This is a genomic window from Solwaraspora sp. WMMA2065 (assembly GCF_030345075.1).
Taxonomy (GTDB): Bacteria; Actinomycetota; Actinomycetes; order Mycobacteriales; family Micromonosporaceae; genus Micromonospora_E.
In genome coordinates this window covers 2611590-2632957 of record NZ_CP128361.1, presented here as the reverse complement: position 1 = coordinate 2632957, position 21368 = coordinate 2611590, and the positions used below count along the sequence as shown (strand labels likewise).

General features: G+C 72.6%; 18 protein-coding genes. 9 read left to right on the top strand and 9 right to left on the bottom strand.

Going from position 1 to position 21368, the window contains the following annotated elements; genetic code table 11:
- Window positions 1-252 precede the first annotated feature (252 nt).
- The gene (glnA, locus tag O7610_RS11835) at window positions 253-1605 is read left to right on the top strand and encodes a type I glutamate--ammonia ligase (RefSeq protein WP_123602782.1); all 1353 of its coding nucleotides are present in this window, start codon (window positions 253-255) and stop codon (window positions 1603-1605) included.
- A 76-nt stretch (window positions 1606-1681) separates the two neighbouring features.
- On the top strand, window positions 1682-2107 hold the full coding sequence (locus O7610_RS11830) for a DUF350 domain-containing protein (protein ID WP_281550787.1): 426 nt from the start codon (window positions 1682-1684) through the stop codon (window positions 2105-2107).
- A gap of 110 nt (window positions 2108-2217) precedes the next feature.
- On the opposite strand, the gene O7610_RS11825 is transcribed toward O7610_RS11830, so the two are convergent.
- Entirely contained in the window at window positions 2218-2724 is a 507-nt protein-coding gene (locus tag O7610_RS11825) for a hypothetical protein (RefSeq protein ID WP_281550786.1), read from the bottom strand.
- Between the two features lie 116 nt (window positions 2725-2840).
- Window positions 2841-3752, bottom strand: coding sequence for a S66 peptidase family protein (locus tag O7610_RS11820; protein ID WP_289213608.1), 912 nt, complete (start codon window positions 3750-3752; stop codon window positions 2841-2843).
- A 226-nt stretch (window positions 3753-3978) separates the two neighbouring features.
- On the opposite strand from O7610_RS11820, the gene O7610_RS11815 reads away from it, so the two are divergent.
- The 3 genes from O7610_RS11815 to mptB are packed head-to-tail and all read left to right on the top strand — an operon-like array spanning window position 3979 to window position 9332.
- The gene (locus O7610_RS11815; RefSeq protein WP_281550785.1) at window positions 3979-4737 is read left to right on the top strand and encodes a type 1 glutamine amidotransferase; all 759 of its coding nucleotides are present in this window, start codon (window positions 3979-3981) and stop codon (window positions 4735-4737) included.
- A gap of 7 nt (window positions 4738-4744) precedes the next feature.
- Complete coding sequence (locus O7610_RS11810) at window positions 4745-7837, top strand: bifunctional [glutamine synthetase] adenylyltransferase/[glutamine synthetase]-adenylyl-L-tyrosine phosphorylase (RefSeq protein ID WP_289213282.1); 3093 nt, start codon at window positions 4745-4747, stop codon at window positions 7835-7837.
- The gene (gene mptB / locus O7610_RS11805; RefSeq protein WP_289213281.1) at window positions 7830-9332 is read left to right on the top strand and encodes a polyprenol phosphomannose-dependent alpha 1,6 mannosyltransferase MptB; all 1503 of its coding nucleotides are present in this window, start codon (window positions 7830-7832) and stop codon (window positions 9330-9332) included. The genes O7610_RS11810 and mptB overlap by 8 nt, the downstream gene beginning before the upstream one ends.
- A gap of 99 nt (window positions 9333-9431) precedes the next feature.
- On the opposite strand, the gene glnA (O7610_RS11800) is transcribed toward mptB, so the two are convergent.
- On the bottom strand, window positions 9432-10856 hold the full coding sequence (glnA, locus tag O7610_RS11800; protein WP_281550782.1) for a type I glutamate--ammonia ligase: 1425 nt from the start codon (window positions 10854-10856) through the stop codon (window positions 9432-9434).
- Window positions 10857-11118: 262 nt separating this feature from the next.
- Between glnA (O7610_RS11800) and O7610_RS11795 the strand changes: the two genes are divergently transcribed.
- A complete protein-coding gene (locus O7610_RS11795) occupies window positions 11119-11463 on the top strand; it encodes an RDD family protein (RefSeq protein ID WP_281550781.1) in 345 nt (114 codons plus the stop codon).
- A gap of 79 nt (window positions 11464-11542) precedes the next feature.
- On the opposite strand, the gene O7610_RS11790 is transcribed toward O7610_RS11795, so the two are convergent.
- The 4 genes from O7610_RS11790 to O7610_RS11775 form a co-directional block, all read right to left on the bottom strand.
- Window positions 11543-12232, bottom strand: a complete 690-nt coding sequence (locus tag O7610_RS11790) for a DUF4191 domain-containing protein (RefSeq protein WP_281550780.1) — start codon at window positions 12230-12232, stop codon at window positions 11543-11545.
- 44 nt (window positions 12233-12276) lie between these two features.
- On the bottom strand, window positions 12277-13218 hold the full coding sequence (gene lipA / locus O7610_RS11785) for a lipoyl synthase (RefSeq protein ID WP_289213280.1): 942 nt from the start codon (window positions 13216-13218) through the stop codon (window positions 12277-12279).
- A gap of 122 nt (window positions 13219-13340) precedes the next feature.
- Complete coding sequence (gene lipB, locus O7610_RS11780) at window positions 13341-13982, bottom strand: lipoyl(octanoyl) transferase LipB (RefSeq protein WP_281550778.1); 642 nt, start codon at window positions 13980-13982, stop codon at window positions 13341-13343.
- 51 nt (window positions 13983-14033) lie between these two features.
- Window positions 14034-15926 (bottom strand): DUF6311 domain-containing protein, encoded by a 1893-nt coding sequence (locus O7610_RS11775; RefSeq protein WP_502959107.1) that lies wholly within the window; start codon window positions 15924-15926, stop codon window positions 14034-14036.
- A gap of 137 nt (window positions 15927-16063) precedes the next feature.
- Here O7610_RS11775 and O7610_RS11770 point away from each other — a divergent pair, with 137 nt between their 5' ends.
- Genes O7610_RS11770 through O7610_RS11760 form a run of 3 tightly spaced genes read left to right on the top strand, consistent with a single transcriptional unit; the run spans window position 16064 to window position 18469 of the window.
- A complete protein-coding gene (locus tag O7610_RS11770) occupies window positions 16064-17044 on the top strand; it encodes an ATP-binding protein (RefSeq protein WP_289213279.1) in 981 nt (326 codons plus the stop codon).
- Between the two features lie 20 nt (window positions 17045-17064).
- Window positions 17065-17457 (top strand): SCO5389 family protein, encoded by a 393-nt coding sequence (locus tag O7610_RS11765; protein ID WP_281550776.1) that lies wholly within the window; start codon window positions 17065-17067, stop codon window positions 17455-17457.
- The gene (locus O7610_RS11760; RefSeq protein WP_289213278.1) at window positions 17447-18469 is read left to right on the top strand and encodes an LLM class flavin-dependent oxidoreductase; all 1023 of its coding nucleotides are present in this window, start codon (window positions 17447-17449) and stop codon (window positions 18467-18469) included. The genes O7610_RS11765 and O7610_RS11760 overlap by 11 nt, the downstream gene beginning before the upstream one ends.
- A 27-nt stretch (window positions 18470-18496) precedes the next feature.
- Here the strand turns inward: O7610_RS11760 and O7610_RS11755 are convergent, their stop codons facing one another.
- Window positions 18497-19399, bottom strand: coding sequence for a TIGR01777 family oxidoreductase (locus O7610_RS11755; RefSeq protein ID WP_281550774.1), 903 nt, complete (start codon window positions 19397-19399; stop codon window positions 18497-18499).
- Between the two features lie 136 nt (window positions 19400-19535).
- Entirely contained in the window at window positions 19536-21353 is a 1818-nt protein-coding gene (gene sucB / locus O7610_RS11750; RefSeq protein WP_289213277.1) for a 2-oxoglutarate dehydrogenase, E2 component, dihydrolipoamide succinyltransferase, read from the bottom strand.
- Between the last annotated feature and the right edge of the window lie 15 nt (window positions 21354-21368).

Here is a 21368-nt window from a genome sequence, read left to right as displayed (position 1 = left end):
GCCCCGGTGCGCCCCGGTGATCGTGGTCTAATATCCCCTTCGTGACGATTGGTAGCAAAGAGCCGGAATGGTATGGACTGTCGGCTGGCCCCGCCAGGTGCGCGACCGGAGCGGTCCCGTAACGTCGGTGTAACGAGGTCGGTAAAGACTGGGCAGCTCAGGTGGGAGCCGACAGCACCTGGTCCTGCGCTGGAGGGCAGCAGCGCGGAGAATGGAACCGGTCCGGGCAGACCAGTGTCACGAGGGGTAGACGTGGACCGTCAGCAGGAGTTCGTGCTCCGTACTCTGGAAGAGCGCGACATCCGTTTCGTTCGGTTGTGGTTCACCGACGTGCTCGGCACGCTCAAGAGCGTCTCGGTCGCGCCGGCGGAGCTTGAGGCAGCATTCGAAGAAGGCATTGGCTTCGATGGCTCCGCCATCGAAGGGTTCGCCCGGGTCTTCGAGTCCGACATGGTCGCCATGCCGGATCCCACCACATTTCAGGTTTTCCCGTTCGAGGGCGGCGTCAGCGGCGAGAGCGCCCGGATGTTCTGCGACATCCTGCTGCCCGACGGTACGCCGTCCTGGGCTGATCCCCGGCACGTGCTGCGCCGGGCGTTGTCCCGGGCCGCCGACAAGGGCTTCACCTTCTACACCCATCCCGAGATCGAGTTCTTCCTGCTGGAGAACAGCCCGGCCGACGGGTCCACCCCGGTGCCGGTCGACTCCGGCGGCTACTTCGACCACACCACCCACGCGGTGGCCCGTGACTTCCGCCGCCAGGCGGTGCTCGCCCTGGAGCGGATCGGCATCTCGGTCGAGTTCAGCCACCACGAGGTGGCTCCCGGCCAGCAGGAGATCGACCTGCGCTACGCCGACGCGTTGACCACCGCCGACAACATCATGACCTTCCGCCACGTGGTCAAGGAGGTCGCCCTGTCGCACGGCGTCGCGGCGACCTTCATGCCCAAGCCCTTCACCGACCAGCCGGGCAGCGGGATGCACACCCACCTGTCGCTGTTCGAGGGCGAGCGCAACGCCTTCCACGACGCCGGCGATCCGATGAAGATCTCCAAGGTCGCCAAGGCGTTCATCGCCGGACTGCTGGTGCACGCCCGCGAGTACACCGCGGTCACCAACCAGTGGGTCAACTCCTACAAGCGGCTGTTCCCGCAGGCGCTGCCGGACCGGATCACCGAGTCCCCGGCGTACGTGTGCTGGGGGCACCTGAACCGGTCCGCGCTGGTGCGGGTTCCCGCGTACGGCAAGCCGAACTCGGCCCGGGTCGAGGTCCGCTCGCTGGACTCGGCGACCAACCCGTACCTGGCCTTCGCGGTGATGCTCGGCGCCGGCCTCAAGGGCATCGAGGAGGGCTACGAGCTGCCGCCGGGCTCCGAGGACGACGTGTCGGCGCTGTCCGCCGCCGAGCGCAAGGCGATGGGGTACGAGTCGCTGCCGGAGAACCTCTCCGAGGCCATCGAGGTGATGGCCAGCTCGGAGCTGATCGCCGAGGTGCTCGGCGAGCACGTCTTCGACTTTTTCCTGCGCAACAAGCGCTCCGAATGGGAGCAGTACCGCCGCGAGGTCACCCCGTACGAGCGTCGCCGCTACCTCGGCGCGCTCTGAGCAGGCTGGCGCCGCCACGCTATCGTCCCTCCCGACACTCGCCGCCCCCGCGGCGACCCGATCGGGAGGAACGTGCGTGCTGGAGGATCTGCTCACCGGAGCTTGGCAGAGCATCGTCTTCGGAGCGGTCGGCGTCGCTCTGATGGCGGCCGGCTTCGTGGTGGTCGACTGGCTCACCCCTGGGAAGTTGCGCGAGCTGATCTGGGTTCAGCGCAACGGCAACGCGGCGCTGCTGCTCGCCGCCAACCAGCTCGGCGTCGCCGGCATCGTCTTCACCGCGATCCTGACGAGCTACCCGTCGTTCACCAAAGGGCTCGCCTCGACAGTCCTCTTCGGACTGATCGGGCTCGGCATCATGGCGTTGGCCTTCGCCGTGCTCGACTGGCTGACCCCCGGCCGGCTCGGCGCGGTGGTCTGCTCCGACGAGCCGCACCCCGCCGCCCGGGTCAGCGCCGCGTCGCACTTCGGCGCCGCCCTGATCGTCTGCGCCTGCATCGCCTGAGCCGGCTCGTCGTCCCCGTCCGCCGCCGGCCGGCGCGAAGACGATCCTGGCGCCGGAGCAACCCCGCGAAGGGCGTTCCGGCGCCAGGACCTTTCGGGGGCGGGATCGGGTCAGGTGCCGTCCGGCGACTCGGCGGCGTTCGGCTCCTCGTCCGTACCGCCCATCGGGCCGCCACGGCCCGGACCACCGCCGCGTCCGGGGCCGGCGAGCACCCCTTCCTCGTACGCCTTGAGCGCCGCGTCGGCCTCGGCCCGGGTGAGCTTCCCATCGGCGACCGCCGCGTCGAGCCGCTCCTGCAGCGCGGCCTGCCGGTCGGCCGTCCCCTCCGGCCGATCTCCGCGTTCGGGCCGGTCGCCGGCCCGCTCCTCACGGACCTTCTCCAGGGCGGCGGTGACGTCGTCGGCGGAGACGCCGAGTTCCGCGGCCAGCGCCTCAGCCAACTCGGTCGTCTTCGCCGCCCGGCGCTCCTCGCCGGTCGATCCGTCGGCGCTGGCACTTGCACTCGGCTCGGCGCCCTCCTGCGCGAAGGCGATGGTCGGCGCCGCGATCCCGACGCTGAGCACGCCCGCCGCAGCCAGGCCGGCGAGCGCCCGCTTCCTCGTGATCCTTCTGGACAAGTCGACCTCCGGATGTCGTCTCGGTGTGGTGCGATGACCTGACCGACGGTGCCCGGCCGCCCTCAACGCAACCCGTGCCGAAGCTGTCAGTGGGCTGAGAGTCCGGCCAGCTCAGGTCAGCGCACGGCGGGGGAGACCGTGAGGGTGCCGGCGGCGGCGTCGAGGGTGGCTGGTACGCCGAGGCCGACGGTGCGTGGGGTCTGCCCGTGCCCGAGCGGCAGCCCACCGAGCACCGGTACACCGAGGTCGCCCAGCCGCTCGCCCAGCACCTGCGCGACGTCCACCCCGTGCCGGTCGGCACAGTCGGTGAACTGGCCGACCGCGACCCCGGCCAGGTGCTCCAGCGCACCGGCCCGGCGCAGCTGGGTGAGCAGCCGGTCCACCCGGTACGGCGGCTCACCGATCTCCTCGATCAGCAGGATCGCCCCGGTCAGGTCCGGCAGGTCGGCGGTGCCCACCGAGGCCGCGAGCACGGTCAGGTTGCCGCCGAGCAGGGTGCCGTCGGCCCGACCCGGCACCAGCACAGTCGCGCCGGCCTCGTCCGGTGACCGGGTGAGCACCGTCGGCACCGGCTCCATCAGAGCCCGGCGCAGCGACCCGGCGGACACCGCCGGGGTCCGCTCGTCGTCCCAGGCCGCCACCGGCCCGTGCAGCGTCGCCAACCGGGCACCCCGCCACAGCGCCAGGTGCAGCGCGGTGATGTCCGAGTAGCCGCAGACGACCTTCGGATCCCGGCGTACCGCCGCCATGTCCAGCAGGTCCACCACCCGCTGGGTGCCGTAGCCGCCCCGGGCGCAGACGATGCCCCGTACCGCCGGATCGGCGAACGCCTCGGCGAGGTCGGCGGCCCGCTGCCGGTCGGTGCCGGCCAGGAAACCGTGCCGGCCCAGCGCGTGCCGGCCCAACCGGGGCCGCAGCCCCCAGCCGGCCAGCACGGCCATCCCCCGCTCGACCGGCTCCGCTGCGACCGGCCCACCCGGGGCCACGATCCGGACCTCGTCGCCGGGGCGCAGCGCGGGCGGGTGCAGCGTTGCAGCTCCAGGCCGGACCGGCTCAGCCGCTGGGGAACGCGGCTCGCCACCTCGGCGGTCGGCCGGTCGCGGGTCGGTCACCGGCGCGAGACTACGCGAGGTTCCCGGTCCGAGCGAGCAGATCTGGTCCCGGTCCGAGCGAGCAGATTTTACGAGTACGCAACCGCGAGCACGCAGGCACCACCTACGGTCACCGCCCCGGCCGATTGGATAGCCTCGACACGTGGGCAGCGCTCTGGTGATCGAGAACGACCCGACCGACGACCTGCGGCGGCTGGGGGAGTGGCTCGCCGAAGCCGGCCTGCCGATCGAGGTGTGCCGCCCGTACGCCGACGACCCGGTCCCGGCCGACCTGGCCGACCGACCGGCGGTGATCGTCCTCGGCGGCCGGCCGTCCGCCGTCGGTCCCGACCCGGCCGCCAGCTGGCTGCCTGCGGTCGAAGGGCTGCTGCGTAAGGCCGTCCGCCACCGGATCCCGACCCTCGGCATCGGGCTCGGTGCCCACCTGCTCGCCACCGCGCACGCCGGTACCGTCGAACGCAGCGCCGCCGGCCCGGAGATCGGGCCCGCCCTGGTCGGCAAGCGCGACGCCGCCGCCACCGACCCGCTGTTCCGGTTTGTGCCCCTCGCACCCGACGTGCTGCAGTGGCACGTCGACGAGATCACCGAGCTGCCCCACGGCGCGGTGCTGCTCGCCGCCTCCACGCACTACCCCCACCAGGCATTCCGCCTCGGTGACCGGGCCTGGGGGCTGCAGTTCCACATCGAGTGCGACCGGGACATGGTCAGCACCTGGGCGGCTGGGTCCACCATCCTGACCGAGCTGCGCCTGCCCGCCGACGTGGTCGTCGACGCCTGCGTCGAGGTGCTCGGTGACATCGAGGAGGTCTGGCAACCGTTCGCCGTCCGGTTCGCCGCGCTCGCCCTCGGCCAGCTGCCCGACTCGGACATCCCCCGGACCCTTCCGCTGCTCGGCAGTTAGGCCCCCGATGACCAGACCGACCAGTGCCACCGGCCGGCTCGCCCGGTACGGCTTCGACGTCAGCGGTACAGACACCGTCCGGGCCGCCGACCTGCTCGGCCCCGACGGGCTCGGGTTGTGGCAGGTGCAGGCGCAGCAGCCGGTCGACCCGCCGGCCGCCGAACTGTTGACCGCGCTGTCCCGGGCCGCCGACCCCGATCTGGCGCTGCGTCAGCTGCACCGGCTCGTCGAGGCGCAGCGGCGCGACGCCGCCACCGGCAACGACGACACCGGCAACGGCACCGGTGGCGCCGGTGCCGGCGGGTCGCCGGTGCTCGACGCCCTGCACGCCGACCCGGGGCTACGTCGGCGGCTGATCGCCGTCCTCGGTGCCTCGTCCAGTCTCGGCGACCATCTGGTCGCCAACCCGGACCAGTGGTCGGTGCTCGCCACCGAGAACGGAGTGGCCCCCGCCGCCGACGGTGTCCTCGACGTCGCCCCGGCCATCACCGATGCCGACGCCGCGTCGACCCCGCTGGTCGGCGCGGCGGCAGTCACCGCGCTGCGCCGGGCGTACCGGTTGGCCCTACTGCGGATCGCGGCGGCCGACCTGACCGGCGGGCGGTGTCTCGAACAGACCATGGCGGCGTTGTCCGCGCTGGCCGACGCGACCCTGTCCGCCGCGTACGCCATCGCCGTCGCCGAGCTGCCCGACGGCAGCGATCCGCCCGGCCTCGCCGTGGTGGCGATGGGCAAGTGCGGCGGCGACGAGCTGAACTACGTCTCCGACGTGGACGTGATCTTCGTCGCCGCCGACGACGCCGACCTGACGGTCGCCACCACCGTCGCCACCCGGTTGATCCACATCTGCGGGTTGGTGGCCTGGCCGGTGGACGCCGCACTGCGCCCGGAAGGCAACCGGGGGCCGTTGGTCCGTACCCTCGCCAGCCACCTCGCCTACTACCAGCGGTGGGCCCGGACCTGGGAGTTCCAGGCGTTACTCAAGGCCCGGCCGGCGGCCGGCGACCGTGACCTCGCGCAGGAGTGGATTCGGCTGCTGTCGCCGCTGGTCTGGCACGCCGCCGAGCGTCCGGAGGCGGTCGAGGACGTGCGGGCCATGCGCCGCCGGATCATCGAGAACGTCCCGCCCCGCGAGCTGGAACGCGAGATCAAACGCGGCCCCGGCGGGCTGCGCGACATCGAGTTCGCCGTCCAGCTGCTGCAGCTGGTGCATGGTCGGGTCGACGAGACGCTGCGGGCCCCCGGCACGCTGCCCACCCTGCGGGCCCTGGTCGCCGGCGGGTACGTCGGCCGCGCCGACGGCGAGGCGTTGCTGCGTGGCTACCGGTTCCTGCGCGGTGTCGAGCACCGGCTGCAACTGCAGGGGCTGCGCCGTACCCACACCGTGCCGGCCGACCCGGTGGCGCTGCGCTGGCTCGCCCAGGCCCTCGGCTACGCCTCGACCCCCGAAACCGACGTCGTCGAGGCGTTCCGGGCCGACTGGGTCAGTCACGCCACCGAGGTACGCCGCCTGCATGCCAAACTGCTCTACCGGCCGCTGCTCGAATCCGTCGCCCGGGTGCCGGCCGAGTCGCTGCGGATGACCCCGCAGGCCGCCCGGCGTCGGCTCGAGGTGCTGGGCTTCGCCGACCCGGCCGGGGCGCTGCGGCACCTGGAGGCCCTCACCGGCGGCGTCTCCCGGACCGCCGCCATCCAGCGCACGTTGCTACCGGTGCTGCTGCAGGAGTTCGCCGACGCCCCCCAGCCGGACCGAGGGCTGCTGAGCTACCGGCAGGTGTCCGACAAGCTCGGCAGCACCCCCTGGTATCTGCGGCTGCTGCGCGACGAAGGCCTGGTAGCCGGCCGGCTCGCCCGCACTCTCGGGCTGTCCCGGTACGCAGCCGACCTGCTGGCCCGCGAGCCCGAGGCGCTGCGGATGCTGGCGTCCGACGCCGAGCTCACCCCGCGCGACGCGGCGGTGCTGCGCACCGGCTTCGGCGCCGCCGCGGCCCGCCACCTCGGCAGCGGTGGCGGCGAGCCGCCGGATCCGGTCCAGGCGGTCCGCGCCGTGCGGGCCCTGCGCCGCCGCGAACTGCTCCGGCTGGCCTGCGCCGACGTGCTCAACCGGGCCGGCGCTCTGGCCCCGGCCCGGGAGGCCCGGGGCCGGCTCGAAGTGGCCGCCGTCGGTGCCGGGCTGTCCGCCGTGGCCGACGCCACGCTCGCCGCCGCGCTGCGGGTCGCGGTCGAGACCGTGCCGCCGCCGGGCGGTCTGCGGTTCGCGATCATCGGCATGGGCCGCCTCGGCGGGTACGAGATGAGCTACTCCTCCGACGCCGACGTGCTCTTCGTCTACGACCCGCCGCCCGGCCTCGCCGACGACGAGGCCAGCGCGGCCGCCCGCGCGGTCGCCGAGGAGCTGCGCCGACTGCTCGGCATGCCGGCCCCCGACCCGCCGCTCGGGGTGGACGCCGACCTGCGCCCCGAGGGCCGGCAGGGGCCGCTGGTGCGCAGCCTCGCGGCGTACGCCCAGTACTACGCCCGGTGGGCGAAGGTGTGGGAGGCGCAGGCGCTGCTGCGGGCCCGGTTCGTCTGCGGCGACCCGTCGCTGGGCGAGGAGTTCGTCGCCGTCGCCGACCCGGTCCGCTACCCGGCCGGCGGGTTGAGCCGGGAGCAGGTCGTCGAGATCCGCCGGATCAAGGCCCGGGTGGAGACCGAACGACTGCCGCGCGGCGCCGACCCGGCCACCCATACCAAGCTCGGCCGGGGCGGGCTCGCCGACGTCGAATGGGCGGTGCAGCTGACCCAGCTGCGGCACGGGCACGCGGTGCCGGCGCTGCGTGACACCCGTACCCTGGTCGCGCTGGCTGCGGCCCGTGACGCCGACCTGGTCGACCGGGCCGACGCGACCGCGCTGCGCGACGGTTGGGTCCTCGCCTCCCGGGTCCGCGACGCGTTGATGCTGGTCCGGGGCCGGGCCACCGACCAGCTGCCCCGGCACGGTGCCGAGCTGGCCGGGGTGGTCCGGTTGCTCGGCGGCACCGACCCCGGCCAGTTCCTAGACGACTACCTGCGGACCGCCCGCCGCTGCCGGGCCGCGGCGGAGCGGGTCCTCGGTGCCTGACCGCTGCGGCGAGCCCGGGACGCGGTACCACCTCATCCGCTACGTCGGCCTGGCCGGCGCGGTCGCCCTCGCGGTCGCCGCCGGCCTGGGCGGCGCGCTGCCCGAACCACCGGCCGCCGGCTGGGCGGTCTTCACCAGCGGAACCGGCGTGCTCAGCGTGCTCGCCTGGGCCGCCGGCACCGGCGCGATGACGTGGGCCTGGTGGTCGGCCCAGCACGGCGTGCCGTCGGTACAGTGGGCGTTGACCACCGTCGGCCTCTGGGTGGTGCCGCTGCTGGTGGCACCGCCGCTGGGCAGCCGGGATGCCTACTCGTACGCCTGCCAGGGCTGGATCCTGCGCGACGGCGGCGACCCGTACGCCGGGGTGACCGGGCAGGGCTGTCCCTGGGTCGACGCGGTCGCCCCGCTGTGGCGCGACACCCCGGCCCCGTACGGGCCGCTGTTCGTCTGGCTCGCCGGGCTGGCGGTGGCGGTCGGTGCCGGCCTGACCGGCGCCCTGCTGGCGTTGCGGTTGACCGCCGTGGCCGGGCTGGTGCTGGTGGCGGTTGCGCTGCCCGGCCTGGCCGCCAGGTGCGGCCTGCCGGCCGGCCGGGCGCTGTGGTTGACCGTCGGCTGCCCGGTGGTGCTCATCCACCTGGTGTCGGGGGCGCACAACGACGCGTTGATGGTCGGCCTGCTGGTCGCGGCGCTGTGGGTGATCGCCGCCGGATCGGCCCGCCGGCCCGCGATGGCGGCCGTCGCCGGCGGGCTGCTGCTCGGGCTGGCCGTCGCGGTGAAGGCGACCGCGCTGGTGGTGGTGCCGTTCGCGGCGGCACTCGCGGTGGCCGGGCCGCGCCGCCCGGCCGCCCTGGTGCGGGCCGGGGCGCTGGTGGTGGCGGGGGTGGTCGGCGCGGTCACAGCCACCACCGTGCTGTCCGGGCTCGGCCTGGGCTGGGTGGACGGGCTGACCCACAGCGGCGACTCGCGGCAGTGGATTTCGCCGCCGACCGCCGTCGGGCTGCTGATCGACTACCTGGGGCGGCTGTTCGGGGTGCGACTGGACGCGGTCGGGCCGGCCCGCGCGGTGGGCCTGGCGCTGCTCGCCGGCTTCCTGATGTGGCTGTGGTGGCGGGTGTGGCGTGGCGGTGGACCGTTGGCCGGCTGGCGGGGCCCGGACAGTCGTGCCGTGCCGGTGGCGGACTCCGTCGGCCCACCGCAGACCTGGGACCGGGGGACCGTGGTGTTCGGGGCGGGGCTGGCGTTGGCCGCCACGGTGCTTGCCGCGCCGGTCGTCTACCCGTGGTACCTCAGCTGGCCGTTGGCGCTGCTGGCCGGTGCCGCGTACCGCACCGGGTGGTTTCTGGCGCCGGTGGCGGTCGCCGGTTTCCTGGTCCTGCCGGACGGCACGGGGGTCGCCGCGCTCACCAAGGCGCCGGGCACGGTCGCCATGTGCGCCCTGATCGTGGTGCTGGTGGTGCGGGCGGTCCGGTCCGCCCGGCGCCCCGGGGCGAGCTGACGGGCGGCTGGAGGAGGTCCGGGCAACGAAACGGCGGTGGGGGCGAGCCGAGGCCCGCCCCCACCGCCGTCGCCCACTGCTGGACCGGCGCGGCCGGAATCAGCAGTCGAAGTACATCGCGAACTCGTGCGGGGTCGGCCGCAGGCGGACCGGGTCGACCTCGTTGGACCGCTTCCAGTCGACCCAGGTGGAGATGAGGTCCGGCGTGAAGACCCCACCCTCGAGCAGGAAGTCGTGGTCGGCCTCCAGCGAGTCCAGCACGGCCGGCAGCGAACCCGGCACCTGCTTGACGTTGCCCCACTCCTCCGGCGGCAGGTCGTACAGGTCCTTGTCGATCGGCGTCGGCGGCTCGATCTTGCTCTTGATGCCGTCCAGGCCGGCCATCAGCATGGCGGAGAAGGCCAGGTAGACGTTCGCCGACGGATCCGGCACCCGGAACTCGACCCGCTTGGCCTTGGCGTTGCTGCCGGTGACCGGGATCCGGGTACAGGCGGACCGGTTGCGCTGCGAGTACACCAGGTTGACCGGTGCTTCGAAGCCCGGCACCAGTCGACGGTAGGAGTTGACCGTCGGGTTGGTGAAGGCCAGCAGCGACGGCGCGTGGTGCAGCAGACCGCCGATGTACCAGCGGGCGGTGTCCGACAGGCCGGCGTAGCCGGTCTCGTCGTAGAACAGCGGCTCGCCGTTGAGCCAGAGGCTCTGGTGGGTGTGCATGCCGGAGCCGTTGTCGCCGAACAGCGGCTTCGGCATGAAGGTCGCGGTCTTGCCGCTGGCCCAGGCGGTGTTCTTGACGATGTACTTGAACAGCTGCAGCTGGTCGCCGGCGTGCAGCAGGGTGGAGAACTTGTAGTTGATCTCGGCCTGGCCGGCGGTGCCGACCTCGTGGTGCGACCGCTCCACGGTGAAGCCGGTGTCGATCAGCTTGCGGACGATCTTGTCACGCAGGTCGGCGTAGTGGTCGACCGGCGGCACCGGGAAGTAGCCGCCCTTGTAGTTGGTCTTGTACCCGCGGTTGCCGCCCTCTTCCTCGCGACCGCTGTTCCACCAGCCCTCGATCGAGTCGATGTAGTAGTAGGCCTGGTTCGCGGAGGTCTCGTGGCGGATCGAGTCGAAGATGTAGAACTCCGCCTCGGGTCCGAAGTAGGCGGTGTCGGCGATGCCGCTCGCCGCCAGGTAGGCCTCCGCCTTCTTGGCCACGTTACGCGGGTCCCGGGAGTACGCCTCCCGGGTGAACGGGTCGTGGATGAAGAAGTTGAGCGCCAGCGTCTTCTCGATCCGGAACGGGTCGATGAATGCGGTGGCGACATCCGGCAGCAGCAGCATGTCCGACTCGTGGATCGCCTGGAAACCACGGATCGAAGACCCGTCGAAGGCGAGGCCGGTGGTGAAAATGTCCTCGTCGACCGACTCGACCGGCAAGTTGAAGTGCTGCATCACGCCGGGCAGGTCACAGAAGCGTACGTCGACGAATTTCACGCCCTCGTCTTTGAGGTACCGCAGTAGTTCCTCGGGATTGGCGAACACACGTCCTCCTGGCACGTCGCACTGATGGCTATGCTGGTCGCGACGCTATGGCCGCGGAGTTGCCCCACCGTGTCTCTAATGTTTCCGCCGTGTTACGTCCCCTGCGGAGCGTGATCCCGACCAATCGTCCCCCGCAGGATACGGCAGATGGCCCAGGCTAGTCTGGCCGTTCGTGGGTATCGGAAGGGGGAGCAGCGTGGCGGCTAGCGCAAATGCGGCTGCGGGTGGGGCGACGGACGGTCCGGCGGGGTCGGGTGCCAAGGTGTCCAGCCTGCTTCGCCGCACCGGTGCCCTAGTGATTGACTGGCTACTCTGTGTGCTTATCTCCAGCCTGTTTGCCGACCCGGCCCGGTCCGGCTGGCCACCGGTAGTCGTGCTGATCGCCGAGTACGGCATCTTCCTCGGGCTGTTCGCCCAGACCCCGGGAATGTGGCTGGCCCGGATCCGGTGTGTCTCGGCCGCCGACGGCGGCCGGATCGGCGTACCCCGGGCACTGCTGCGCGGACTGCTGCTGGCCCTGGTGATCCCGCCGCTGGTGATGGACGAGCGGCGACGCGGCCTGCACGACCGGGCCGCCGGCTCGGTCGTCGTCGCCGTCCCCAGCTGACCCACGACCGCAACCGCCCGGCCCGGCCCACCGCACCGCCCGGCCCACCGCACCGCGCCGTCATTGCGGCGACCGGCGGTCAGCGGCCCCGGGTCTGCCGGAAAGCGCCCTTCGGCGGTCGCATGTTCTTCGGAATGGCGCCCTTGGGTAACTGCGGCCGGGCCGACAACGCGGTCAGCCGCTTGTCCAACGCGTTGACGTCCTTGCCGGTCAGGTTGCGCGGCAAGCGCATCAGCGTCGTACGCATCCTGCGGATCGACAACTCGCCCTCGTCGGTGCCGATCACGTAGTCGTACAGCGGCGCACTGCCGATCACCTTCGCCAGCCGCCGCTTCTCCTGACCGAGCAACCCCCGGACCCGCTGCGGGTTGCCCTCGGCGAGCAGGATCACCCCGGGCCGCCCGATCACCAGATGGACCATGTCCATCTGGGTGGTCGAACTGACCGCCGGCGTCACCCGCCAGTCACCGCGCATGTTCTCCAGCAGCGAGGCCGCCGCACCCGGCTGGCCCTCGGCGACGTTCATCATCGCCGTGTTGGACCGCAGGTTCAGCACGATCAGTACGGCGAGCAGCGCCACCAGGATGCCGACCGGCAGCCACATCCACCCCAGCTTCAGCGTCACCGGCACGGTGATCGCCAGCGGCAGCACGACGGCGGCCACCGCCAGCGGGACGAACCACTTGTCGCGCTTGGCGGTGAACGAGAACACCATGCCGATCTGCTTCAGCCGCTGGCCGAACGACACCTTCTCCTGGGGTTTCGCCATGCGAGGCAGTCTAGTTGCCGGGGGCGAAGCCGTTCACCGGGCGGTCAGCCGGCCAGCGGCTGGGCCTCGCGCTGGCGCAGCGCCTGCTGGTAGAGCCGGCCGGCGCGGTACGACGAACGCACCAGCGGGCCGCTCATCACCCCGGAGAAGCCGATCCGCTCGGCCTCCTCGCGCAGCTCGACGAACTCCTCCGGCTTGACCCAGCGCTGCACCGGGTGATGCCGTGGCGTCGGGCGCAGATACTGGGTGATGGTGATCAGCTCGCACCCGGCGGCGTGCAGATCGCGCAGCGCCTGCGACACCTCGGAGCGCTCCTCGCCGAGGCCGAGGATCAGGTTGGACTTGGCCACCAGGCCGGCCGTGCGGGCCCGGGTGAGCACGTCGAGCGAGCGCTCGTACCGGAAGGCCGGCCGGATCCGCTTGAAGATCCGGGGCACCGTCTCGACGTTGTGAGCGAGCACCTCCGGTCGGGCGGCGAACACCTCGTCGAGCTGGCCGGCGTCGCCGTTGAAATCCGGGATCAGCAACTCGACGCCGCAGCCGGGCTGCAGCGAGTGAATCTGCCGGACGGTCTCGGCGTACAGCCAGGCACCCCCGTCGGGCAGGTCGTCGCGGGCCACCCCGGTGACCGTGGCGTAGCGCAGACCCATCGCCGCGACCGACTCGCCGACCCGGCGGGGCTCGTCGGCGTCGAACTCGGCCGGTTTGCCGGTGTCGATCTGACAGAAGTCGCAGCGCCGGGTGCACTGGTCCCCACCGATGAGGAAGGTGGCTTCCCGGTCCTCCCAACACTCGTAGATGTTGGGGCAGCCGGCCTCCTGACAGACGGTGTGCAACCCTTCCCGTTGCACCAGCCCGCGCAGCTCGGTGAACTCCGGCCCCATCCTGGCCTTGACCTTGATCCACGGGGGTTTGCGCTCGATCGGGGTCTCGGCGTTGCGGACCTCCAGGCGCAGCAGGCGTCGTCCCTCCGGAGCAATGGTCACCCTTGCCAGCCTACGCCGGCCGGTGCCCGCTCGGGCGGCCAGGCGACCGTGCGGCCACCGCTCACCGGGTGAGTTGGCTCACCCGAGGCATCGATCGGCCGGCGGACCCGAGAGCGGTCGGCTCAGCCGAGCGTGGGCAGGTGGCGCTCGACGACCGGCAGCACCTCGGCGACGGTCACCGGCCGGCCGAGCTCGGCGCTCAGCGAGGTGACACCGACGTCGCGCAGACCGCACGGCACGATCCGGTCATACGCCGTCAGGTCCGGGTCGCAGTTGATCGCGAAACCGTGCTGGGTGACCCCGCGGGCGACCCGGATGCCGATCGCCGCCACCTTGCGGGCCGGTCCACGGTCGTCGGCCGGCACCCAGACCCCGCTGTGGTTCGGCCCGTCGAGGCGGGTGGCGGCCAGCCCGAATTCGGCGCAGACGTCGATCAGCAGTTGCTCGACCCGGCGTACGTAGGCGACCACGTCGATCGGCTCCGACAACCGGACGATGGGGTAGCCGACCAACTGCCCCGGGCCGTGCCAGGTGATCTTGCCGCCCCGGTCGACGTCCACCACCGGGGTGCCGTCGACCGGGCGGTCCCACGGCTCGGTGCGCTTGCCAGCCGTGTAGACACTCGGGTGCTCCAGCAGGAGCACGGTGTCCGGCTCCTCGCCGGCGACCACGGCGGCGTGCAGTCGACGCTGCTCCGCCCAGGCGGTCTGGTAGTCGACGACGCCGGCTCGGACCCCGCGCAGGCGGGAAATGATGCTGGTCACGTCGTCCAGCCTAGTCCGCTACCGGTCGGTCGGGTCGGTCCGTGGTCCGGCTCACCAGCCGCCCTCCGGCGCCGGCCAGAGCCAGACGTCGGTGACCCGCTGCGGCGGGCCGAGCAGTTCGGTGGTCGCGGTCAGCAGCGCCTCGGCGTCGACCGGGAACTTCGCCCCGTGCACCCGGTCGGCGAGCACCACCGCCTCGGCATCCCAGTACCGCAGGTCGGCGCGGGCGGCGGCCCGGTCGGCGTCGGTGATCGGCGGCACCACGCCGGTGCGGGCGACCTCGTGCAGCAGCCCGTCGGTGGCCCGGGGGACCGGTCCGATCCGGCCCCGGCCGTCCGGTCCGCCGGGGCCGAGGAAGAAGCCGGACGGGATGGCGAACTCGCCCTGCCGGTGCGCGAACGCGTACGCCTGCCAACGTTGACCGTCGGGCAGCACATCGAGGGTGAACGGTACCGGGGCGAGCACCCCGCCCTGGCTGACGTGGTCACGCCAGGCACCCGAGGTGATGAAGTCCGGGATCGGCTCCCGTTCGATGGTGAGCAGACTGGCCGGGGTCAGCGGCAGCAGCGCCGCGACGAACGCCGCGGCCCACCACCGGCCGTACCGCGCCTGCCCGCCGGCCCGACGGGTGAGCAGCAGGCTCAGCGTCAGCGCCAGCAGGATGCCGATGACCGGGGTGACCACCATGGCCAGCCGGGCCGGCAGCGCGGCGTTGAACACCGGTGCGCCGGCCAGCGGGGCGTACGGCAGCGGGATGTCGGTGATCGTCCCGCCGATCTTCAGCCGGGGGCCGAGGGAGAGCACCGCGAACACGGCGGCGGTGACGGCGAGGGCCCGCAGCGTCGCTCGCCGACCGGGATCGGCGGCCCGCCAGAGCAGCACCAGGCAGCCGACGGTCAACATCAGCAGCGGTACGCCGAAGAAGCTGTTCTCCTCGGTCTCGTTCGGCGCCAGCCCGGTGCCCAGCCCGGCGACACCGGCCAGCGAGCGTTCCGGGAACGCCCCGTAGGCGAGGAGGTCCTCGCTGTGCACCCGGGCGTCGAAACCGGTGCCGTGGAACACCTGCGGGCCGAAGAAGTGCAACCACAACGGGTACGCCAACAGTGCGGTCGCCACGACCGCGGTGAGCGCCAGGCCGCGCAGCAGCCGGGGGAGCGCGTCGCGGACCTCGGCGGCGCGGCTGCGGTCCAGCGCCCAGACGCCGAGGAACACGCCGCAGGCCAGGGCGGTGAAGAACAGGCCCTCGGCGGCGATCGAGAAGGCCGCCGCGACGGCTACGCCGAGGATCAGGCCGTTGCGCACCCAGCCGCCCCGGCCCAGCGGCCGGGCCCCGGGGCGCCCACGCAGCGCGAGGACCCGCCAGACGATGATCGGCACCAGCCAGCCGGCGGTCCAGTTCAGGTGGGCGTTGGCGTGCGACACCATGGCCGGCGCGAAGCCGCAGAACAGTCCGCCGACGGCGGCCGCCAGCCGGGACGGCACGAACGGAGCGCCGTCGTCGCCGGTGGGTAGCCGGGACAGCAGCCAGTACCAGGTGAAGCCGGTGCCGGCCAGGTTGAGGGTGAGGATCACCAGGAATGTCGCCGGTGGCCCGATCAGGAAGGTCAGCGGCGCGAACAGCACCGCGTACACGGTGATCGAGGTGTTGACCGCAAGATTCACCCCGTCGGGGGCGTTGAGCAGGTACGTGAACAGCGGGTTCTCGCCGTGGGTCAGCGCGTAGGCGCCATAGCCCAGCAGCCACTCGAACAGCGCCTGGTCGCTGGAGTTGACGGTGATCGCCCGGCTGTCCGGACCGGCCCACAGCCCGCTGGTGACCCAGCCGGCGAGGACCACCGCGACCACCGCGACGACCAGGTCGGCGCGCCAGCGGGCCGGGCCGCCGGCCCGGCCCCTCAACCGGCCGCTGGTCACCGGCCGGGTGGTCGCGGCGCTGTCGGGCAGTGGGGACGGAGCGGTCGGCACCGGCGGAGAGTACCAATTTCGCCCGACACGCCCGTGCCGTACCTAGGCTTGACGAAGTTATTGGAAATGACTTCCAATGTACGCGTACCTGTTGAGTTGTTTGGGAGAGATCCACGGTGAAGATCTGTTTTGTCGGTAAGGGTGGCAGTGGCAAGACCACCCTGGCGGCCCTGTTCGCCCGCCACCTCGCAGCCACCCCGGTCGGCCCCGACGACGGCCCGCCGCCGCTGCTCGCGGTCGACGCCGACATCAACCAGCATCTCGCCGCGGCCCTCGGCGCCAGCGACAACGAGGCGGTGCTGCTACCGGCGTTGGGCGACCACCTGGCCGACATCAAGGAGTATCTGCGCGGCGACAATCCCCGGATCGGCTCGGCCGCGGCGATGGTCAAGACCACCCCGCCCGGGCGAGGCTCGCGGCTGCTCACCGTCGCCGGGGCCAACCCGATCTACGACGCGCTGGTCCGCGAGGTGGCTGGTATCCGGCTCGCCGTCACCGGGCCGTTCGCCACCGACGATCTCGGCGTCGCCTGCTACCACTCCAAGGTCGGCGCGGTGGAACTGCTGCTCAACCACCTGGTCGACGGTGCCGGTGAGTACGTGGTCGTCGACATGACCGCCGGGGCCGACTCGTTCGCCTCCGGGCTGTTCACCCGGTTCGACGCCACCTTCCTGGTCTGCGAGCCGACGGTGCGCAGCGTCGGGGTCTACCGGCAGTACGTCGGCTACGCCCGCGACTACGGCGTCCGGGTGCACGTCGTCGGCAACAAGATCGACGACGAGTCGGACGTGGACTTCCTGCGCGAGCACGTCGGCGCGGATCTGCTGACCTGGATCGGGCGGTCGGCCTTCGTCAAGGCGGCCGAGCGGGGCCGGCACCAGCCGATCACCGCGATGGAGCCGGCGAACCGTGACGCTCTGGACACGATGCGCACAACCGTCGATGCTTGTGGCAAGGACTGGGCCAACTACACCCGGCAGGCGGTGGAGTTCCACCTACGCAACGCCGCCGCCTGGGCCAACGACCGGGTCGGCGAGAACCTCGCCGACCAGGTCGACCCGGAGTTCGTACTCGGACCAGACCTGCTGGTCCGCTGACCGTAGCGTGAGGAGAAAGCATGTCCCTCGACGTACCTGCCGCCCTGCTGGAGCGGGCCGAATCCGGCCGGGTCGACGACGCCGAATTCGTCGACTGCGTACGCCAGTCCCTGCCGTACGCCTGGTCGGTGGTGTCCCAGGTGGCCACCGAGGCCCAGGGTGGCACGGCCGAGTTCGCCGACCACGCGGTGCCGCCACCCAGCGAGGCCGAGCGTGGCCAACTGCTGCGGGCGCTGGCCAGCGACGCGATCCGGGGCGGCCTGGAGCGGCACTTCGGCGTCAAGTTCGCCTTCCAGAACTGCCACCGGGTGGCCGCCTTCAAACTGTCCGCCGTCGGCGGCGAGACCTATCAGGAGTTCATCTCCCCGGTGGCCCAGCTGCGCAACCAGTCACCCGAGCTGCGTGACTGCTGAGCCGACCATCTCGACGGCGGCCGGCGACCTGAACCAGCCAGCAGTGGACCTGTTCCTGCTGGCGGCACATGGTCTGCCGGCCACCGTCGGCTACGCGCGCGCCGCCGAGGCAGCCGGCCTCGGCGGCGTGTGGCTTGCCGAACACCACTTCGTCTCGTACGGGCAGTGCCCGTCCGCCACCACCCTGGCCGGCTACCTGCTCGGCGCCACCCGTCGGATCGCCGTCGGCACCGCGGCGGCCGTGCTGTCCAACCGGCATCCGGTCGCGCTCGCCGAGGAAGCAGTCCTGCTTGACACGGTCTCCTCCGGCCGGTTCCGGCTCGGGGTCGCCCGTGGCGGCCCCTGGGTGGACCTGGAGGTCTACGGCACCGGCCTGGACCGGTACCGGGACGGCTTCGCCGAATCGCTGGATCTGCTGAGCCGCTGGCTCTCCGGCGCGGCGACGGTCGGCGCCGACGGTCAGTTCTTCACGTTCCGCGATGTGCCGGTGGTGCCGCGACCGGCCCGCCCGATGCCGATCTGGATTGCGGCGACCTCGCCGGCGACGGTCGACCTCGCCGCCAGCCGCGGACTTGCCCTGCTGCTCGGGGTGCACGACGACGACGCGGCGAAGGCCGCCACGCTGGCCCGGTACGCGGACGTCGCCGCAGCCAACGGGCACGACCCGGCCATCGTGCCGCACGCCTCGGTGCATCTGATCGGGCTCGCCGACTCCCGGGCCGCCGCCGAGCGGGTGCTCCGCCGGACCCTGCCACCGTGGCTGGCCACCACCCGCGAGTACGTCCGGATCGACGGCTCGGCGCCGGCCCACCGGGACCTCGACGCCTACGCCGAGCACCTGCTGCGAATCCACCCACTGGGCAGCGCGGCCGAATGCGCCGCGCGGCTTGCCGCCAGCGCGGCGACCATCGGCGCCCACCGGCTGGTGCTGATGGTCGAGGGCGCCGGTCCGGCTGCCACCGGCGACCTGATCACGGCCATCGGCACCGACCTGCTCCCGGCGCTGCCCTGACCGGTCTGGACGCTACCCGGCGCGGGGTCACCCCTGCGTCAGGGCGGCGTGCAGCGCGTCCGGCAGGTCCGGGTACCGGTAGGTGAACCCGGCCTCGGTCAGCGCCCCGGGCAACACCCGGGAGGAGCGCAGCGCCTCGGTGGCGAACTCGCCCAGCGCCACGTGCAACGCGAACGCGGGGACCGGCAGCACCGCCGGTCGGTGCACCGCCGACCCGAGCGCCTTGCCGAACGCCGCGTTGGTCACCGGCGCCGGCCCGACCACGTTGACCGGGCCGGAGATGTCATCGTGATCGAGCAGGAAGGTCACCGCCCGCAGCCAGTCCTGCATGGCGATCCACGGCACCCACTGCCGCCCACTGCCGAGCTTGCCGCCCAGCCCGAGCCGGAACGGCAGCAGCTGCGGCTTGAGCAGGCCGCCGTCACGGTGCAACGGCAGACCGGTGCGTAGCCGGACCACCCGTACGCCGGCGTTCTCGGCCGGCCCGGTGGACGCCTCCCAGACCCGCGCCACGTCGGCCAGGAAACCCTCACCGGCCGGGGCGTTCTCCTCGACCGGCTGGTCGCCGGTGTCGCCGTACCAGCCGACCGCTGACGAGTTCAGCAGCACCGCCGGCCGGTCCGCTGCCGCGAGACCGGACATCGCGGTGGCCAGCGTGGTGGTGCTGTCCACCCGGCTGGACCGGATCAACGCCTTGTAGCCGTCGGTCCAGCGTTTGTCGCCGACCCCGGCACCGGCCAGGTTGATCACCGCGTCGATGCCGGTGAACACCGCCGGGTCGAGCTGCCCGGCCGACGGCGACCAGCTGAACTCCGCCGGCCCGCGCGCCGGCCGGCGGACCAGTTGTACGGTCTCGTGTCCGCAGCTGTGCAGGTGGTCGGTCAGTCTGGTGCCGAGGAAGCCGGACGCGCCGGCCAACAGGATGCGCATGCGGACATCTTCGCTGATCGCGGTGGTGCCGGCTGCGGACCACCGCCATTGGGTGCAAAACGGCGGGTGGGTGCCGGCCGGGATCGGCCGGCACCCACCGCTACGGCAACCGGGGTCGCTCTGTCGTGGAACGCCGTCAGGACAGGCCGAGCTCGCCTTCGAACGCGCCGGCCTCCAGCCGCTCCTTGACCGCGCTGAGGAACCGGGCGGCGTCCGCGCCGTCGACCAGCCGGTGGTCGTAGGACAGCGCCAGGAAGACCATCGACCGGGGTGCGATGATCTCGCCGAGCTCCGGGTCGTCGACCACCGCGGCGCGTTTCACCACCGCTCCGGTGCCGAGGATGGCGGCCTGCGGCAACGGCACGATCGGGGTGTCGAACAGCGCCCCACGGCTGCCGGTGTTGGTCAGCGTGAAGGTGGCACCGGACAACTCGTCGGGCCCGATCTTGTTGGTCCGGGTCCGCTCCGCCACGTCGGCGATCCGCCGCGCCAGCCCACCGAGGTTGAGATCGCCAGCGTCGCGGATCACCGGCACCAGCAGACCCCGCTCGGTGTCCACCGCTACGCCGAGGTGCTCCCCGTCGGGGTAGGTGATCGTGCCGGCCTGCATGTCGATGGAGGCGTTGACCACCGGGTAGGTGCGCAGTGCCTCCACCGCCGCCAGCGCGAAGAACGGCAGGAACGACAGTTTGACGCCGTGCTTGGCCTGGAAGTCGCCCTTGACCCGGGCCCGCAACCGGGCGATCTTGGTCACGTCGACCTCGACGACCGTGGTCAGTTGGGCCGAGCTCTGCAGGGACTCGTGCATCCGCTTGGCGATGACCGTCCGGGTCCGGCTCATCTTCTCGGTCCGGCCCCGCAGCGGGCTGGGTTGCGCCTTGGCCGCCGTCGGTGCCGTAGCCGGTGCCGCCGGCTTGGCCTGTTCGGCCTTGGCCCGCTCGGCTGCGGCCCGCGCCTGTTCGGCCGCGGTCAGCACGTCCTGTTTGCGGATCCGCCCGCCGACCCCGGTGCCGCGCACCGAGGCCAGGTCGACCCCCTGCTCGGCGGCGAGCCTGCGGACCAGCGGGGTGACGTAACCGCCGGCACCGTTGGCGCTGGCCGGTGGGGCCGCTGGAGCGGTCTGCTGTGCCGGCGGTGCCGGCGGTGCGGCCTGCGCTGGCGAGGCGGACTCGGTGGCCGGGGCCGGGCTGGCGTACGAGGCACCCGGCTGGGCCGGCGCGGGAGCGGCCGGCTCCGATTGTGCCGCCGGCTGCGGCTGGGCGGGGTCGGCCTGCGGCGCGGTGGCCGGCTCCGGTGCGGCGGCCGGCTCCGGTGCCGCCGGAGCCGAGGCCCCGCCGGGGCTGCCGACCAGTGCCAGTTCGGCACCGACGTCGGCGGTGTCGTCCTCCGGCACCTTGATCTCCAGCAGCGTCCCCGCGACCGGCGACGGGATCTCAGTGTCGACCTTGTCGGTGGAGACCTCCAGCAGCGGTTCGTCGACCTCCACGGCGTCACCGACCTGCTTGAGCCAGCGGGTTACGGTGCCCTCGGTGACGCTTTCGCCGAGAGCCGGCATCCGGACCGCAGTGGCGTCGCCACCAGACGTCGGCGGCGGGCCGTCCGCCGGCTGGGCCGGCTCCGGCGCTGCGGCCGGCTCCGGCTCCGCAGGCTGTTCCTGCGGCGCGCTCGCAGCGGGGGCGGTCCGCCCACCGTCGTCCTGCTGCCCGTCGTCCTCCTGACCACCGGAGATGACCGCGAGTTCGCTGCCCACCTCGGCGGTCTCGTCCTCGCTCACCACGATCCGGGTGAGCACCCCGGCCGCAGGCGACGGGATCTCGGTGTCGACCTTGTCGGTGGAGACCTCCAGCAGCGGTTCGTCGACCTCGACCCGGTCGCCTTCCTGCTTCAACCAGCGGGTGACGGTGCCCTCGGTGACGCTCTCGCCGAGCCGGGGCATGGTGACCGATACCGGCATATCTACAAGACTCCT